At 50.9% G+C, this 15,862-nt stretch carries 14 protein-coding genes; 8 read left to right on the forward strand and 6 right to left on the reverse strand.

Annotated elements, in window-relative coordinates; translation table 11 throughout:
• Positions 1 to 340: 340 nt before the first annotated feature.
• The 6 genes from groES (at position 341) to ACY2VT_RS01755 (ending at position 6,103) form a co-directional block, all read left to right on the forward strand.
• The gene (groES, locus tag ACY2VT_RS01730; RefSeq protein ID WP_022462185.1) at positions 341 to 625 is read left to right on the forward strand and encodes a co-chaperone GroES; all 285 of its coding nucleotides are present in this window, start codon (positions 341 to 343) and stop codon (positions 623 to 625) included.
• 36 nt (positions 626 to 661) lie between these two features.
• Positions 662 to 2,287, forward strand: coding sequence for a chaperonin GroEL (gene groL / locus ACY2VT_RS01735; protein WP_461878655.1), 1,626 nt, complete (start codon positions 662 to 664; stop codon positions 2,285 to 2,287).
• Positions 2,288 to 2,540: 253 nt separating this feature from the next.
• Positions 2,541 to 3,212, forward strand: coding sequence for a hypothetical protein (locus ACY2VT_RS01740; protein ID WP_461873643.1), 672 nt, complete (start codon positions 2,541 to 2,543; stop codon positions 3,210 to 3,212).
• A complete protein-coding gene (locus ACY2VT_RS01745) occupies positions 3,205 to 3,714 on the forward strand; it encodes a DUF6106 family protein (RefSeq protein WP_022462188.1) in 510 nt (169 codons plus the stop codon). Before ACY2VT_RS01740 ends, ACY2VT_RS01745 begins: the two co-directional genes overlap by 8 nt.
• A 69-nt stretch (positions 3,715 to 3,783) precedes the next feature.
• Positions 3,784 to 5,241 (forward strand): IMP dehydrogenase, encoded by a 1,458-nt coding sequence (guaB, locus tag ACY2VT_RS01750; protein WP_022462189.1) that lies wholly within the window; start codon positions 3,784 to 3,786, stop codon positions 5,239 to 5,241.
• Between the two features lie 103 nt (positions 5,242 to 5,344).
• Positions 5,345 to 6,103: a peptidoglycan recognition protein family protein gene (locus tag ACY2VT_RS01755; protein WP_461878656.1), complete on the forward strand. Its 759-nt coding sequence runs from the start codon at positions 5,345 to 5,347 to the stop codon at positions 6,101 to 6,103.
• A 97-nt stretch (positions 6,104 to 6,200) separates the two neighbouring features.
• Here the strand turns inward: ACY2VT_RS01755 and ACY2VT_RS01760 are convergent, their stop codons facing one another.
• From ACY2VT_RS01760 to ACY2VT_RS01785, 6 genes are all read right to left on the reverse strand, one after another.
• Positions 6,201 to 6,725 carry a VanZ family protein gene (locus ACY2VT_RS01760; protein ID WP_461878657.1) on the reverse strand — a complete coding sequence of 175 codons (525 nt, stop codon included), beginning with the start codon at positions 6,723 to 6,725 and terminating at the stop codon, positions 6,201 to 6,203.
• Between the two features lie 43 nt (positions 6,726 to 6,768).
• The gene (locus ACY2VT_RS01765) at positions 6,769 to 7,593 is read right to left on the reverse strand and encodes a metal ABC transporter permease (RefSeq protein ID WP_173828156.1); all 825 of its coding nucleotides are present in this window, start codon (positions 7,591 to 7,593) and stop codon (positions 6,769 to 6,771) included.
• Positions 7,590 to 8,297, reverse strand: coding sequence for a metal ABC transporter ATP-binding protein (locus ACY2VT_RS01770; RefSeq protein ID WP_461876723.1), 708 nt, complete (start codon positions 8,295 to 8,297; stop codon positions 7,590 to 7,592). Before ACY2VT_RS01770 ends, ACY2VT_RS01765 begins: the two co-directional genes overlap by 4 nt.
• On the reverse strand, positions 8,297 to 9,310 hold the full coding sequence (locus tag ACY2VT_RS01775) for a metal ABC transporter substrate-binding protein (RefSeq protein WP_461878658.1): 1,014 nt from the start codon (positions 9,308 to 9,310) through the stop codon (positions 8,297 to 8,299). The genes ACY2VT_RS01770 and ACY2VT_RS01775 overlap by 1 nt, the downstream gene beginning before the upstream one ends.
• Before the next feature lie 241 nt (positions 9,311 to 9,551).
• Positions 9,552 to 11,336 carry an ABC transporter ATP-binding protein gene (locus ACY2VT_RS01780; RefSeq protein WP_461878659.1) on the reverse strand — a complete coding sequence of 595 codons (1,785 nt, stop codon included), beginning with the start codon at positions 11,334 to 11,336 and terminating at the stop codon, positions 9,552 to 9,554.
• Between the two features lie 67 nt (positions 11,337 to 11,403).
• The gene (locus tag ACY2VT_RS01785; protein ID WP_461878660.1) at positions 11,404 to 13,167 is read right to left on the reverse strand and encodes an ABC transporter ATP-binding protein; all 1,764 of its coding nucleotides are present in this window, start codon (positions 13,165 to 13,167) and stop codon (positions 11,404 to 11,406) included.
• A gap of 643 nt (positions 13,168 to 13,810) precedes the next feature.
• On the opposite strand from ACY2VT_RS01785, the gene ACY2VT_RS01790 reads away from it, so the two are divergent.
• Entirely contained in the window at positions 13,811 to 14,650 is an 840-nt protein-coding gene (locus ACY2VT_RS01790; protein WP_461873652.1) for a carbon-nitrogen hydrolase family protein, read from the forward strand.
• 23 nt (positions 14,651 to 14,673) lie between these two features.
• A complete protein-coding gene (locus ACY2VT_RS01795) occupies positions 14,674 to 15,858 on the forward strand; it encodes an iron-containing alcohol dehydrogenase (RefSeq protein WP_461878661.1) in 1,185 nt (394 codons plus the stop codon).
• Positions 15,859 to 15,862 lie beyond the last annotated feature (4 nt).

Raw genomic sequence — 15,862 nt, forward strand, 5'->3', positions numbered from 1 at the left:
GAAGAAAATGGTATCATTCCCGTTTTTAGGAATAAACTATAATTAGATGTTACAATTCCCAGGTTCCCTGTGAATTGTAACATGAGTGTTCAGGCGCTGTGTGAACAGTAACTAATAAATTTATAAAGAGAGTATAAAATATGAAAAAGTTGCCAAAATAAGAAAAAACGAGAAAATAATAGAAATTAAGAGTTATCACGAGAGAAAAAAAGAGAATTGCAAAATTCATGCGTTTGCGAAATGGGGTGGAAAACACTATAGTAAGAACCATCAAGTAGCACTCGAATGAACTGAGTGCTAATAAATAAAACTGAATGAAATCTTGAAGGAGGAAACATAAATGAAGTTAGTACCTTTAGGTGACAGAGTTGTATTAAAAGAGTTAAAAGCAGAGGAAACCACAAAATCCGGTATCGTACTTCCGGGACAGGCACAGGAGAAACCGCAGCAGGCTGAGGTTATCGCAGTAGGACCTGGAAAAGTAGAAGACGGCAAAGAAGTAAAAATGGAAGTTGCAGTCGGAGATCAGGTAATCTATTCCAAATATGCAGGAACCAACGTCAAACTGGAAGACGAAGAGTACATCATCGTAAAACAGGATGACATTCTGGCAGTTGTAAAATAAAGAATAATCAAGTAAAAATCAGGAGGCATGACAATCATGGCAAAAGAGATTAAATATGGAGCAGAGGCAAGAAACGCTCTTCAGAATGGTGTAAACCAGCTTGCAGATACCGTACGTGTAACCCTTGGACCGAAAGGAAGAAACGTTGTTCTGGACAAACAGTACGGCGCTCCGCTCATCACAAACGATGGTGTTACCATTGCAAAAGAGATCGAGCTGGCAGACGGATTTGAAAACATGGGCGCACAGCTCATCAAAGAAGTTGCTGCAAAGACCAACGATGTAGCAGGTGATGGTACCACAACCGCAACCGTTCTGGCACAGGCTATGGTAAACGAAGGAATGAAAAACCTGGCAGCAGGTGCGAACCCGATCGTTCTCCGTAAGGGAATGAAGAAAGCAACCGATAAAGCTGTTCAGATCCTTGCAGAGATGAGCCAGCCGGTAGCAGGCAAAGAGCAGATTGCAAAAGTTGCAGCTGTTTCTTCCGGAAGCGAAGAAGTAGGTCAGATGGTAGCAGATGCGATGGAAAAAGTTTCCAAAGACGGCGTTATCACCATCGAGGAGTCCAAGACCATGCAGAACGAGCTGGAGCTGGTAGAAGGTATGCAGTTCGACCGTGGATACATTTCCGCATACATGTGCACCGATATGGAGAAAATGGAAGCCGTTCTCGACAATCCATATATCCTGATTACCGATAAGAAACTCTCCAACATTCAGGAAGTTCTTCCGCTGCTGGAGCAGATCGTACAGAGCGGCGCAAGACTGCTGATCATCGCTGAGGACGTAGAGGGCGAGGCTCTCCAGACACTTGTGATCAACAAACTGCGCGGAACCTTCAACGTAGTAGCTGTCAAAGCACCGGGCTACGGCGACAGAAGAAAAGCAATGCTCGAGGATATCGCAATCCTGACCGGCGGCCAGGTGATCTCCGAGGAAGTTGGTCTGGAATTAAAAGACGCTACTCTGGAAATGCTCGGACGTGCAAAATCCGTTAAAGTTCAGAAAGAGAACACCGTTATCGTTGACGGCGCAGGCGCAAAGGATGCCATCGCAGCAAGAATCGGCCAGATCAGATCCCAGATTGAGGAGACCACTTCTGAGTTTGATAAAGAGAAACTGCAGGAGAGACTGGCAAAAATGGCAGGCGGCGTAGCTGTTATCCGCGTAGGTGCAGCAACCGAGACCGAGATGAAAGAAGAAAAACTCCGTATGGAGGATGCTTTAAATGCAACGAGAGCAGCCGTAGAAGAGGGTATCATCGCAGGCGGCGGCTCTGCATACATCCATGTAACAACACAGCTTGCAGAGCTGATTGACAGCCTGGACGGCGACGAGAAGATCGGTGCAAGAATCGTACAGAAAGCACTCGAGGCTCCTCTGTTCCACATCGTAACAAACGCAGGTCTGGAAGGATCTGTTGTCATCAACAAAGTAAAAGAGTCCAAAGTAGGCGTTGGATTTGATGCATACAACGAAGAGTATGTTGATATGATCCAGGCTGGTATCCTTGATCCGGTTAAGGTTACCAGAAGCGCACTGCAGAACGCTACCAGCGTATCCGCAACCCTGCTGACCACCGAGTCCGTAGTTTCCACCATCAAAGAGCCGGCTCCGGCTATGCCGGCAGGCGCAGACGGCGGAATGGGAATGATGTAATTCCAGGGACGTAAAAAGTCTGGTGAAATAGAATAAAAAGAACCGGCTGGCAAAGACCGTAGCGGGAGATGTTTCTTCCGAAGTCCTGTCTTTGCCGGCCGGTTCTTTTTTTCTTCACATGGCTCTGAATCGTTAAAAAGTTCAGAAAGTTTTCACTTTTTCGCCGGGCGGCGTATATGGACGCTTCCGGCCTTTTATGCTATACTGATCTGTAGGATGTTGGGGGAAATACAACAAAGGAGAAGAAACACACATGGCAAGTCGTTATGAATCCGACATGACAAGGAAGGAGAAGATGCAGCTCGAAAAAGAAAAGCTGTCAAAAATGAATTTCAAAGAAAAACTGGCCTACATCTGGGCATACTACAAGGCCGTCATTTTTGGCATCATCGCTGTCATCGCCATCATCGGCACGATCGCCAATATCCATGAAAATGCGAAGTATTACGACCTCGTGAGCATCGCTGTTGTGGATTACGCGGGACTGCAGGATGTAAGTCCGATCGAGGAGGACATAAAAGAAGCCCTCGGAACAGGAGACAAGTACGAAAAGGTAAGCATCGATACGAGCTACAGTTTCGGTGAAGACCTCTCTGGCGCAGATTACAACACGCTGATGAAATTCACAGCCGTAATCGCCGCGCAGAGCATGGATGTGCTGATCTGTTCGCAGGCCGTGTACGACAACTACAGCAAGGACGACTATTTCCTGGATCTGTCCACGCTGTTTGACGAGGCGACGTGCGAAAAATACGGCATCCAGGCGGGAGATACCTGCCTCGATATTTCCAGGCTGAAGAAATACCAGGATATGGGCCTTACGTACTATGAGCCGTGTTACCTGACCGTTGTGGTCAACGCCAAGAACACGGACAATGCAGCAAAACTGATCGAATATCTTGAGGAGGATGGAGTAAATGAGTGATCTGTACACAGAAGTGCTGGTTAAAAAACAGCAGACAGGAAAAGACAAGGCGATCAAAGGAGTTCTGATCTTCTTTACCGTTCTTTTTGCAGCCGCAGGAATTATGATGAATCCGCTGATTCTGCTTCTTGCGCTGGTACTTGGAATCGTAGACTATATTTTTATCCCGAAGCTTTCGGTAGAATTTGAGTATCTGTACGTCAACGGCGAGCTCGACATCGATCGTATCTATTCGCAGTCAAGAAGAAAAAGAGCCGCAAGCTATGAGCTTTCCAACATGGAAATCCTGGCTCCGTACCAGTCCCATCAGCTTGATTCCTACAAAAACAACCAGAGTATCAAACGTTACAACTATTCCTCCGGAATTGAAGGACAGGGCCACAAACCGTATGCATTTGTGATCTCCAAGGACAACACAATGCAGATGGTGATCTTCGAACCGGATGAAGTGATGTTAAAAGATATCCGCAACCGCGCACCAAGAAAAGTATTTATGGATTGACAGCTTTTTTGTTTTGTGTTAAATTAGGTGATAAATCAAAAAGACTTAAGAAGAAAGGAAGATAAGAAAATGGGTACAATTATTGGTGATGGTATTACCTTCGATGATGTGCTTCTGGTTCCGCAGTATTCTGAAGTAACCCCAAATATGGTAGATCTGACTACGCATCTGACCAAGAAGATCAAACTGAACATCCCGATGATGAGCGCCGGCATGGATACGGTTACAGAACACCGTATGGCAATTGCCATGGCACGTCAGGGAGGAATCGGTATTATTCACAAGAATATGTCGATTGAGCAGCAGGCAGAAGAAGTAGACAAAGTAAAACGTTCTGAGAACGGTGTTATCACCGATCCGTTCTATCTGTCTCCGGAGCACACCCTGGAAGATGCCAATAATCTGATGGCAAAATTCCGTATTTCCGGTGTCCCGATTACCGAGAACGGAAAACTGGTTGGTATTATTACAAACCGTGATCTGAAGTTTGAAACTGATTTCACCAAGAAAATCAAAGAGTCCATGACCAGCGAAAACCTGATCACTGCAAAAGTAGGCGTTACGCTGGACGAGGCAAAAGCAATCCTTGCAAAATCCAGAAAAGAAAAACTTCCGATTGTCGATGACGATTTCAACCTCAAAGGTCTGATCACCATCAAAGATATCGAGAAAACCATCAAGTACCCATTGTCCGCCAAGGATGAGCAGGGACGTCTGCTCTGCGGTGCCGCAGTCGGCATCACGGCAAACGTGCTCGATCGTGTCGATGCGCTGGTAAAAGCACACGTAGACGTGATCGTCATCGACTCCGCTCACGGACATTCCGCAAATATCTTCAAAACACTTCGTCTCATCAAAGAGCATTATCCGGATCTGCAGGTAATCGCCGGAAACGTGGCAACCGCAGAGGCAACAAGAGACCTGATCGCAGCCGGAGCAGACGCTGTTAAAGTCGGTATCGGACCTGGTTCTATCTGTACGACCCGTGTCGTTGCAGGTATCGGTGTACCGCAGATCACAGCCGTTATGGACTGCTATGAGGAAGCAAAGAAGACGGGCACTCCGATCATCGCCGACGGCGGTATCAAGTACTCCGGAGACATGACAAAGGCTATCGCAGCCGGTGCCAATGTCTGCATGATGGGAAGCATCTTCGCAGGATGCGATGAGAGCCCGGGAGATTTCGAACTGTTCCAGGGAAGAAAATACAAAGTATACCGTGGAATGGGATCCATCGCAGCCATGGAGAACGGAAGCAAAGACCGTTACTTCCAGACCGGCGCCAAGAAACTGGTTCCGGAAGGTGTGGAAGGCCGTGTAGCATACAAAGGCCTCGTAGAGGACACTGTATTCCAGCTGATCGGCGGACTTCGTTCCGGTATGGGCTACTGCGGAGCGAAAGATGTTGAGACCTTAAAGGAGACCGGAAAATTCGTGAAGATTTCCGCAGCATCCTTAAAAGAGTCCCATCCGCATGATATCCACATCACCAAAGAGGCTCCGAACTACAGCGTGGATGATAAATAAGAATAAAAAGTCGCAAAAGGCAGAAGGGGGAAAGGGCAGAAACTTTTCAGCTTCTGCCTTTTCAAATGAGGGGGGGCGTTTATTTGCGGCGGGGAGAGAACATATGGCACAGAAGAGACGGGGAAAAATGACAAGAAAACAGAGGCAGCGCCAGCTTCACCGCAGAATGTTTCTGACGGGAGTTCTGGTGGTGCTGATCTGCGCCGGCATTTACAGCGGCATCCGCCGTGTGGCAAAAACGGCCCCGGCGATGAGCGATGCAGCGGCAGATGGCAGCGATACGAATACGGCAAGTGATATCACGGCCGTTGACTATTCCGGTTCTGATTATGAGGACAACGATATCACCGACTGGACCGGCGCTCCGCCGATTGATGTTGAGCTTCTGACGCCGAACAGCTGGTCCAGACCACAGACGAGGCTGAAAAAGGTGGACGGCATCGTTATTCACTACACCGCAAACCCGGGAAGCACGGCGATGCAGAACCGTGATTACTTTGAAAACCTGCCTGAGACGCAGGAGGCGCAGGCCAGCAGCCATTTCGTCGTCGGCATCGAGGGAGAAGTCGTTCAGTGTATCCCGACGAGTGAATGGTCGTATGCATCGAACCAGCGTAATTTCGATACGATCTCGATTGAATGCTGCCACCCGGATGACAGCGGTGAATTTACCGATGAGACATACAATTCTGTGGTCCGGCTCGCCGGTTTCTTATGCAGGCGGTTCAATCTGACTTCGGACGATGTGATCCGTCACTATGATGTAACCGAAAAGCTCTGCCCTCTGTACTACGTGGAGCATGAGGATGCCTGGATTCAGATGAAGGCAGATATTCAGGCGTATGCGGATTCACTTTCCTAAGAGCTGTTTTTAAGAAAAATGAAAAAATCCCCGTTGGGAAAATCAGTTTCAGGAGAAATGATTTTTCCAACGGGGATTTTTCTGTTATCCAATATTTTTAGTAATAGTAACGCCGTCTGCGCCGCTTTCTTTTTTTCGTATTTCCGCCGAGTGCAATCCAGCAGAACAGCCGTACAAACGTGATGCCGAAGAGAACGCCGATGCTGTCGATGCCGACGTCCTTTACCGACGGGCCGCGGTTGGCGACCATCGTCTGGTGGAACTCATCGCCCGCGGCAAAGGCGACACAGAGGATGCCGGCAAGAAACGTGAGCGCGAAGCCGCGCAGACCGTAGACGTAGAGCGGAAGCGAAACACAGATGGCAAGCAGACAGTACTCTGTCATATGAGCCAGCTTCCGCACCGGGTACTGATACTCGTCAGCCAGTTCCTGGATCTTCTCATCATCCCATCCGCGGTCCATGACGTGGTCGATCGTGATGAAAATGCCGCGCGCCACTTTTTCACTGAGATGTGAGGATTCCGTTCCGTTCTGGGAAGAGAAGGAGAAAATCATCGACATCATCAGAATCGCCGGGATGAAGGAAAACGGTTTTAAAAGTGCAATTACAATTCGATTCATAAAATACCTCCAGTAAAACAAAGCAGGCCAGATCGGAAACTTTTTATGCGGTATGCTCGCGGATTCTGGCAATCGCAGAAAAGATCAGGAATGCCAGCAGGTTCACGATTACGACCGTCGCTCCGGCAGGGGAGGACAGGAAAAACGAGAGGGACATGCCAAGGAGAAAGCACACCACCGAGAGAACCGCGGAGCAGATCACCACGCTCTGGAAGGTATGGCAGAGACGCATCGAGGTCAGTGCCGGGAAAATCAGCAGGCTGGAGATCAGAAGCGCGCCCATCATGCGCATGCCGAGTACAGTTGTGATGGCAGTTAAGAACGCCAGCAGCATGTTGTAAACTTCGGCACGGACACCCGTTGCCTTGGCAAATGTCTCATCGAAGGTGACGGCAAAAATACGGTTGTAGTACAGGACAAACAGGATCAGAACCACAATCGAAAGAACGACAGAGAGCACAACGTCCTCATCGCTCATCGCGAGGATGCTTCCGAACATGTAGTTGTTGACATCGGTGTTCATGCCGCTGGACCACGAAACGGTGATGACGCCGATCGCAAGCGCAGAGCTCGAAATCAGGCCGATAGCGGCATCTCCCTTGATCTTGCTGGATTCGTTCATGCGGAGCAGTAAAAAGGCGGCAAGCACGACGACAGGGATTGTGAAGGCAAGCGGAGCGAAGCCGAGTGCCGTTGCAATCGCAAGAGAGCCGAATCCTACATGGGAGAGGCCGTCGCCGATCATGGAGTAGCGCTTTAACACGAGGCTGACGCCAAGCAGTGCAGCGCACAATGAGACGAGAATACCGACCACGAGGGCACGCTGCATAAACGGATAAGAAAGCATTTTCAGCAGATTCGAAATCATAAGTCAGCACCTCCTAAAAACTGTTTTCCCGCCTCAGTTTTCAGATACTCGTCCGTCGGACCGAAGAAGACCTGCTTCTGGTCGAGCTGGAGAATGTGCGTTGCGTCCGGCAGAATATTGCGGATATCGTGGGAAACCATGATGATCGTGACGTTCTGCTCGCGGTTGATGCGGCGGATGAGCTGGTACATTTCATTTGTCATGACCGGGTCAAGGCCGGTGACCGGCTCGTCGAGGAGCAGCAGTTTTTTCGTGGCACATAACGCCCGTGCAAGAAGTACGCGCTGCTGCTGGCCGCCGGAGAGATCGCGGTAGCACCGTTTCTTTAATGGAAGGAGGTCAAGAAGCTCCATATTGCGGAGCGCGTCCTCTTTGTCCGCCTTTGTGTAGAAGGGCGGAAAATGCGGATGGTTCTGCCGGCCGGACAGCACGACTTCCCAGACGCTCGCCGGGAAATCCTTCTGTGCTGCGGTCTGCTGCGGCAGATAGCCGATCTCGCTCGGGTGAAGACCGTCACCGGTTGTGATCGAGCCGGTGGACGGATTTTTTAAGTGAAGCAGTCCCTTGACCAGGGTACTTTTACCGGAACCGTTCTCGCCCACAATACAGAGGTAGGAGCCGGCTTCCAGGGTAAAGTTGACATCGGTCAGGACCGGGATACCCTCGTAGGAGAAGGTGACATCACTGCAGGTAAGTAGAGCCATTAGTTCAGAGCCTCCTTTAAGGCGGCGACGTTCTGTTCCATCAGGGAAAGATACGTGGCGCCGTTTTCGAAATCATCTTTGGATACGTTGTGACAGGAGTGAAGCAGCAGCTTTTTCGCGCCGGTCGCCTCACAGATGCAGTCTGTCATTTTTTCATTGGACAGCTCGGTGTGGAAGACGACAGGAATCTGTTCTTCTTTGATCTTGTCAATTAAAAAAGAAAGTGTTTTGGCGCTCGCCTCGGATTCCGAGGAGCAGCCGGGGAACGCCGCGTAGTAGTCGAGACCGTAGGCATCCGCGAAATAGCGGAACGGGAAACGGTCGCCGAAAACGATCGTATGGCGGCTGGCGTTTGTGGTGACATCGGAAAATTCCTCATCGAGGGAGGTAAGCGAAGCGAGGTACGAAGCAGTGTTTGCCCGATAGTCGTCCGCATTTTCCGGGTCGAGGCGGCAGAGTGCATCGCAGAGCTTCTGGACAATCCGCATTGCATTTTTCGGCGAGGTCCAGACGTGCTCATCCTGCTCGCCGTGGGATTCGTCTTCGTCGTGGTGTTCATCCTCGTGGTCCGCATCCTCGTCCTCATGGTCGTGCGCGTGGCCGTGGGTCTCCATTCCCTCGACGGTTTCCTCGGCAACGGTATCAACGCAGTCCATCAGTGTGACGACTTCCTTGTTCGAGGTATCGACGGAATCGAGAATGGTTTCTACCCAGGCATCGGAATCGCCGCCGACGTAGACGAAGAGATCGCATTCGGAAACTGTGATCATATCGCCCGGTGTCGGCTCAAATGAGTGGCTTTCTGCGCCCGGGGAAAGCAGCATGTGGAGATCGAGGTGATCGCCGCCGATGGCTCGCAGAAAATCGTACTGCGGAAAAATGGTCGCCACGGCGGAGAGCTTTTCGTTCTCTGTGGAATCCGCCGTCTCCTTTGCGGAACCTGCGCAGCCCGTCAGAAGAAGGAGCGCAGGAAGGAGGAGAAGGCGTAAATGTTTTCTGGAAAAAAACGTCATGATACTCCTTTCTGAAAGAAAATACGGAAGCATTGTGAAAAAGCTCCGTATCAGACCGTTCAGTAACAAATGCCGCAGGAGTGGGAAGCGGCAGACGGAGAGTGTAACCCTCCGAAAAAAGATCAGTTACCATCATATAGCAGGGGTGATTCATTTGTCAAGGAAAGACACAAAAAGCCGCGTCCGCCAGGAACGGGGAAGCAGCTTTTTGCAGATATTTGATATGTTTTGTGAAACCGGATTATGATACCCGGCGGAACTGTGCCTGATAGAGCTGGTAGTACGCGCCCTGTTTTGCCATCAGTTCGTCGTGGGTTCCCTGCTCAAAAAGCTTTCCATGGTCAATTACGAAAATCCGGTCCGCATTTTTAATAGTGGAAAGACGGTGCGCAATGATGAACGAGGTACGGCCTTTTAACAGGCTTTCGATGCCCTGCTGCACCTGAATCTCTGTCTGCGTGTCGATGCTGGACGTCGCTTCGTCGAGGATCAGGATTCTCGGATCAGAGACCATCGTTCTGGCGAAGGCGAGGAGCTGGCGCTGGCCGTTCGAAAGACGGGCACCGCGCTCACTGATTTCGGTGTCATAGCCGTCCGGCAGTTCCATGATAAAGTCATGGGCATGAACCGCTTTTGCAGCGGCAATGATTTCTTCCTCTGTGGCATCGAGCTTTCCGTACGCAATGTTGTCGCGGATCGTGCCGGAGAAGAGGAAGTTGTCCTGCGTCATCACACCCATCTGTGCGCGCAGGCTGTTGATGGAGACGTCCGTCAGGCTGTGGCCGTCGACGCGGACCGTTCCCGAGGTAATGTTGTAGAAACGGCTGATCAGATTGACGATCGTTGTCTTTCCGGCGCCGGTCGGGCCGACGAGTGCGATCGTCTCGCCAGGAGCCGCTGTAAAGCTGACATCCTTTAATACCAGCGTGTCCGGATCATCGGAGTAGGCAAAGCTGACATGGTCAAATGTAACCTCTCCTTTGATCGGCGGCAGTTCGGTGACGCCAGGCTTGTCGGCAACCTCCGCCGGTGTGTCGAGGATCTCAAAGATTCGCTCCGCAGCGGAAAGGTTCGTAATCAGCTTGTTGTAAAAGCCGGCCAGGTTCTGAATCGGATCCCAGAACATCGTCAGATACATCGCAAACGCCGTGAAGGTACCGATCGGAACGGCATCCACGCCGAGCACGGAAATACCGATAAAATACAGAAGAAACGTTCCGATGCCCCAGGTCACCTCGATCACAGCGGAAAAACCATCTGCCAGACGAACCGCATGGATAAAGGAGTTCTGATGCTCAAGAAGAAGCCGGTCAAACTCGCCCTGCGATTCCTGCTCCGCGGTAAAGCTCTTGATGATGCGGATACCGGAGAAGTCCTCGTGGATATACGCCGTAACATTGGAAGATTTTTTCCGGAACGTCTGCCATCTCTTGTGTGCGACGATCTGAATAAAATACATGCCGATAGCGATCAGCGGCAGCACGAGAATCGCACTTAAGGAGAGCCAGATGTTTTTGATCATCATGATCACCAGAATGGCGATGATCGTGAGAATGTTCGGAATCAGCTTTGTGACACCGTCGTTCAGCACATCTTTTAACGAGTTGACATCGCCGATGATGCGCGCCAGAATCTTTCCGGCCGGGCGGGTATCGAAAAAGCTGAAGCTTAAGGTCTGGATATGCGTGTAGAGCTCGTCACGGATTTCCAGAAGAATGTTGTTGGTAATGCGCGCCATCAGAAGCATCCGCAGGCGGACACCGGCCGCGTAAACCAGGTTGATCACAACCATGAATACGCAGAGGGCAACAAGCCCGCGCCAGTCTTTCTGCGCAATGTTGACATCGATGGCGTACTCCAGGAGCAGCGGGTTCACGGTGGAAATCGCGATGGTAACGGCGAGAACCACGAGAACGACGGCAACCTGGCGTTTATAATTTTTTAAGTAGGAGAAGAGGCGGCGGATGGTCGCGCTCTTTAAGACCTCTTTCTGCTCTTCATCTACTTTACTGGAATTGATAGCCATAATCGTATTGTTCCTCTCTTAACGGGTAAGTAAATACAGAAGTTGTCGGGTAACAGATTAAATTGAATTAAGCATTGGCAGGAAGTGCCTGCTCGAGGGCTGCCTTTGCTTTATGGTAATCACCGTACTGAGCCTCCCAGGTGGAGTAGTACAGGCCTTTCTGTGCCATCAGACTCTCATGCGTGCCGCGCTCGGCGATGCGTCCGTGATCGAGATACAGGATCTCATCGGCACTCTGCACCGAAGAAATGCGGTGGGCAATGATGATCTTGGAAACATCTTTTTTCTCGGCGAGATGGCTCTGGATTTCGTATTCGGTCTCCATATCGAGCGCCGAGGTGGAATCATCCAGTACGAGGATCGGAGCCTGTTTTGCCAGGGCGCGTGCGATGGAAAGACGCTGCTTCTGGCCGCCGGAAAGTCCCATGCCGCGCTCGCCGATGACGGTTTCGTACTGATCCGAAAGATGGTCGACGAACTCGGAAGCACACGCAGCGGAGACAGCGTTATGTACCTCCTCGGATTTCATCGTGCTGCGGCTGCCGAGGCGGACATTCTCAGAAATGGTATCTGAGAACAGGAAGACGTCCTGCATGACGACGGAAGAAGTATCGCGCACGGTGCGCAGCGGCAGGGTGCGGATGTCGTGGCCGTCGAGACAGATGGAACCGTCGGTGACATCGTAAAAACGCTCGAGCAGATTGACGATGGTTGTTTTTCCGGAACCCGTCATACCCATGATGCCGAGTGTGTGGCCCTGCTTTAAGGTAAAGTCGATATCCTGCAGAATCGGTGTGTCATGCAGGGAGAAATCGACGTGATGGAATTCCAGGTCACCCGGAAGCTTTGAAAGCTCCACCGGATGTTCCGGCTCTGCGATCTGCGGCTCCTCTGCGAGAATTTTGTTCAGCTTCTTGTTGGAAGCGATCGCAGAAGCGAAGCAGTTGCCGAGCCAGCCGACGTTTTCGATCGGCCAGGTGATCTTGGAGGTGTACTCCATAAAGGCCGTTAAAACACCGAGCGTAATGCGTCCGTGGATGACACCGTAGCCGCCCGCGAGAAGGACGAGCACGCGCATCAGCTTCGTAAGAAACGAGATGGCGGGATCGTATTTCATCAGGACGCGCGCCTGATCCATGTTGAGATCGCAGTATTTCTGATTGTGTTTCCGGAATTTTTTGATCTCATACGGTTCCCGTGCAAAGGATTTGACGGTGCGGACACCGGCGAGATTTTCCTGTGCAACGGTATTCATGACGGCGTTTTCCTCGCTGATCGCATCGTAGACGCGGTCGAGTTCTTTTTCGAGGCGGATTGCAATGCCTGCGACGAAAGGAAGGATCGCCACGGAGACGAGTGTCAGCGGCAGATCCAGTTTGACCATGCTGACCATTGCCATCACGATACAGATCAGGCCTTCTAAGATCAGCATGCCGGCAAAGCCGAGGATATCCCAGATCCGGTCAACGTCGTCGCGCACGCGGGCGAGGAGTTCGCCGGTATTGTTTTTGTCAAAGTATTCCACCGAAAGCCGCTGGACGTGGCGGAACAGGTTGCCCCTCATCTGGCTGGCGACGCGGACGCTGCTGACATCGAATAAAAATTCTTTGATGTACTGAAACAGGGCTTTGGCGGCACCGATCAGAAGAAAGGCGGCAAGGTATTTCCAGAGCAGCTCCATTTTGCGGCCGACCAGCACGTCGTCCACGATGTGCAGCGTGACAAGCGGCGCGAGCATATCGAGAAAGACACTTAAGGCCATGGAACCAAAAGCGAAAACGTAGTAGTACCAGTTCTGGAGCAGGTACTTACCGATTGGATTTTTCTTCATGAATGTTAAAACCTCCTCATTGATGTCGTTTGGGTGTCTGGCAGAACATAGGCTTTCAAAAGCTCCGTAAGTGTGGGAACGGAACAACGGGAAACGAAAGCGAAGGCTGCGTTTGTATATAAAAGAAGGGAATCGATGCGGTAAGAAGACCGCGGAATCTGCCTGCCGGAAACGGAGCGAAGCCGGAAAGAACGGTTTCGTACTGTTTATAGCAATAAAAAAAGCCGCAGTATCGACGTACCGCGCCTTCTGTGCGAAATAGCAGGCATAAAGAATGCATAAAGATTTGTTATGCAGATTTAATGCTTACAAAGAATTTCGAAAGAAGGGCAGCCACCTGGTTTGATCGCCATACGAAGTTTATTCTGTTTTACGCTGGATGCATAAATGAGATTGATCATAAGTGGTGTTCTCCTTTCGTGATTTTTTCTGCCGCATCTGATCGAACACGACAGCTTATGATTCTAAGCTACTCCTGTTTTCCGGATTTGTCAATTGTTATTTTCAAAAATTAAAAAATAAAAGCTGCAAAAGGTATGAAAATTGCGAATTTGGGTAGCTGTTTTGGAAAATATGAGATATAATAAGTGAGAGTATAAGCGGAAAAATCACAAGATAATATGTGAAACGAGGGGACGAAAGAATGGAAAAAATAATTGCAGGCCTGGTGCAGATGGATTCCGGGCCGGATATGAATGAAAATATGCGTATGGCCGAGCAGTATGTGCGGGAGGCGGCGGAACAGGGAGCGAAGCTGATTCTTTTCCCGGAGACTGCAGAATACACGGGAGCAGACATGCCGGGCCACGCAAGTGCAGTGCCGGGCTACGTCAGCCGCCGGTTTTCCAGCCTTGCCAAACGGTACGGTGTCTATCTGCACTGCGGCAGCATGACGGTGCGGCGCCATCCGGGGCGTCCGTCCAACACGTCGTTCCTGTTCGGACCAGATGGAGAAACGATTGCAGAATACAGCAAAATACATATGTTTGACGTAAATATTCCGGGCAGCGTCTCTTACGAAGAATCACGCGAGATCTGCCCGGGAAATGAAATTGTTCTTGCGGACACGGCGCTTGGCCTGTTCGGCATGAGCATCTGCTACGATATCCGCTTTCCGGAACAGTACCGGCTGATGGCATCCTCCGGAGCAGATGCATTTCTGATAGCGGCAGATTTTACGAAAGCAACGGGAGAGCGCCACTGGGAAGCACTGCTGCGCACGCGCGCCATTGAAAACGGATGCTACGTGCTCGCCGCCAACCAGTGCGGCCAGAAAGCGCGGTTTGAGGCGTACGGCCATTCCATGATCATTGCGCCGGACGGCGAAATTCTTGCGGAGGCGGATGATACCCCGCAGGTACTCATCGCAGAGCTGGACCCGGAAGTGCTGGAGCGGACAAGAAATGAAATCCCGTCTCTGGAAAACAGGAGAGACGATCTTTACCGCGTAAGCTCGGAAAACGTACGGATTTATGAAGAATAAAAATGCAGGGAGGAAATAAGAAGATGGATCAGTTTATACAGTATACCCCGACGGAAGTCGTGTTCGGAAAAGAGACGGAAAACCAGGCAGGCGCTGAGGTAAAGAAATGGGGCGGCACAAAGGTGCTCGTCGTTTACGGAGGCGGAAGTGCGAAACGGAGCGGTCTTCTGGACCGAGTGGAAGCATCTCTTGCAAAAGAGGGCCTTGCCTTTGAAGAGCTTGGCGGCGTAAAACCGAACCCGAGACTTGCCCTTGCCGAGGAGGGTGTGAAAAAAGCAGTGGAAATGCAGGCAGACTTTATTCTTGCCGTCGGCGGCGGAAGCTCGATTGACACCGCAAAAGCCGTTGCGCATGGAGCTGCAAATCCGGCGGAGGCACTCTGGGATATCTGGACGAAAAAAGTACCGCTGACAAAATCTCTCCCGGTGGGAGCAGTTCTGACCATTCCGGCAGCCGGAAGCGAGATGAGCGATTCAGCAGTTCTGACAAACGAGGCAATCGGCAAAAAGGCCGGCATCAACACGCCGTTCAACCGCTGCAAATTTGCCATCATGAACCCGGAGCTGGCAGCAACCCTGCCGAAATACCAGATTGCCTGCGGAGTAACCGACATCATGATGCACACGATGGAGCGCTATTTCATTCCGGAGAGCCAGTGCGAGATGACGGACGAGATCGCAGAGGGACTCCTCCGTACCGTAATCAAAAACGGACCGAAGGTTCTGGAAAACCCATCCGATTACAATGCGATGGCGGAAATCATGTGGTGCGGAAGCCTGTCACACAATGGACTGACGGAGTGCGGACGCGGCAAAGATTTTTCGGTACATAAATTCGGCCATGCGTTAAGTGCAAAATACGATGTAGCACACGGCGCATCCCTGGCGGCAGTCTGGGGTGCCTGGGCGAAATACCAGTACGATGAGGAGTCGGTTCTCTGGCGGTTTGCACGGTTTGCTGAAAAGGTATGGGGTATCACAGAAGGAAGCGATCACAAACGGGCAACGGAAGGCATTGAGCGCACAGTAGCGTTCTTCCATTCGCTCGGCATGCCGACCTCCCTGCATGAGCTTGATATCCCGAACCCGTCGGATGAGGATCTGCGTGCCCTTTCCATGGATGCAACACAGCAGGACACTGTAAAACTGTCCCGCATCCGCAAGCTGGGCGCACAGGAAGTATATGAGATTTACCAGATGGCGCGATAAAAGG

This window comes from Fusicatenibacter sp. (genome assembly GCF_050872605.1).
In the GTDB taxonomy this organism is placed as follows: domain Bacteria; phylum Bacillota; class Clostridia; order Lachnospirales; family Lachnospiraceae; genus Fusicatenibacter.

Excerpts from the sequence above, each read along its gene's own strand:
- ACY2VT_RS01775 (WP_461878658.1), bottom strand. The coding sequence starts at position 9,310 with ATGACGTTTTTTTCCAGAAAACATTTACGCCTTCTCCTCCTTCCTGCG.
- ACY2VT_RS01745 (WP_022462188.1), top strand. The coding sequence starts at position 3,205 with ATGAGTGATCTGTACACAGAAGTGCTGGTTAAAAAACAGCAGACAGGA.
- ACY2VT_RS01790 (WP_461873652.1), top strand. The coding sequence starts at position 13,811 with ATGGAAAAAATAATTGCAGGCCTGGTGCAGATGGATTCCGGGCCGGAT.
- ACY2VT_RS01755 (WP_461878656.1), top strand. The coding sequence starts at position 5,345 with ATGGCACAGAAGAGACGGGGAAAAATGACAAGAAAACAGAGGCAGCGC.
- ACY2VT_RS01740 (WP_461873643.1), top strand. The coding sequence starts at position 2,541 with ATGGCAAGTCGTTATGAATCCGACATGACAAGGAAGGAGAAGATGCAG.
- ACY2VT_RS01765 (WP_173828156.1), bottom strand. The coding sequence starts at position 7,593 with ATGATTTCGAATCTGCTGAAAATGCTTTCTTATCCGTTTATGCAGCGT.
- ACY2VT_RS01770 (WP_461876723.1), bottom strand. The coding sequence starts at position 8,297 with ATGGCTCTACTTACCTGCAGTGATGTCACCTTCTCCTACGAGGGTATC.
- groL (WP_461878655.1), top strand. The coding sequence starts at position 662 with ATGGCAAAAGAGATTAAATATGGAGCAGAGGCAAGAAACGCTCTTCAG.
- ACY2VT_RS01795 (WP_461878661.1), top strand. The coding sequence starts at position 14,674 with ATGGATCAGTTTATACAGTATACCCCGACGGAAGTCGTGTTCGGAAAA.
- ACY2VT_RS01760 (WP_461878657.1), bottom strand. The coding sequence starts at position 6,725 with ATGAATCGAATTGTAATTGCACTTTTAAAACCGTTTTCCTTCATCCCG.
- groES (WP_022462185.1), top strand. The coding sequence starts at position 341 with ATGAAGTTAGTACCTTTAGGTGACAGAGTTGTATTAAAAGAGTTAAAA.
- ACY2VT_RS01780 (WP_461878659.1), bottom strand. The coding sequence starts at position 11,336 with ATGGCTATCAATTCCAGTAAAGTAGATGAAGAGCAGAAAGAGGTCTTA.
- guaB (WP_022462189.1), top strand. The coding sequence starts at position 3,784 with ATGGGTACAATTATTGGTGATGGTATTACCTTCGATGATGTGCTTCTG.
- ACY2VT_RS01785 (WP_461878660.1), bottom strand. The coding sequence starts at position 13,167 with ATGAAGAAAAATCCAATCGGTAAGTACCTGCTCCAGAACTGGTACTAC.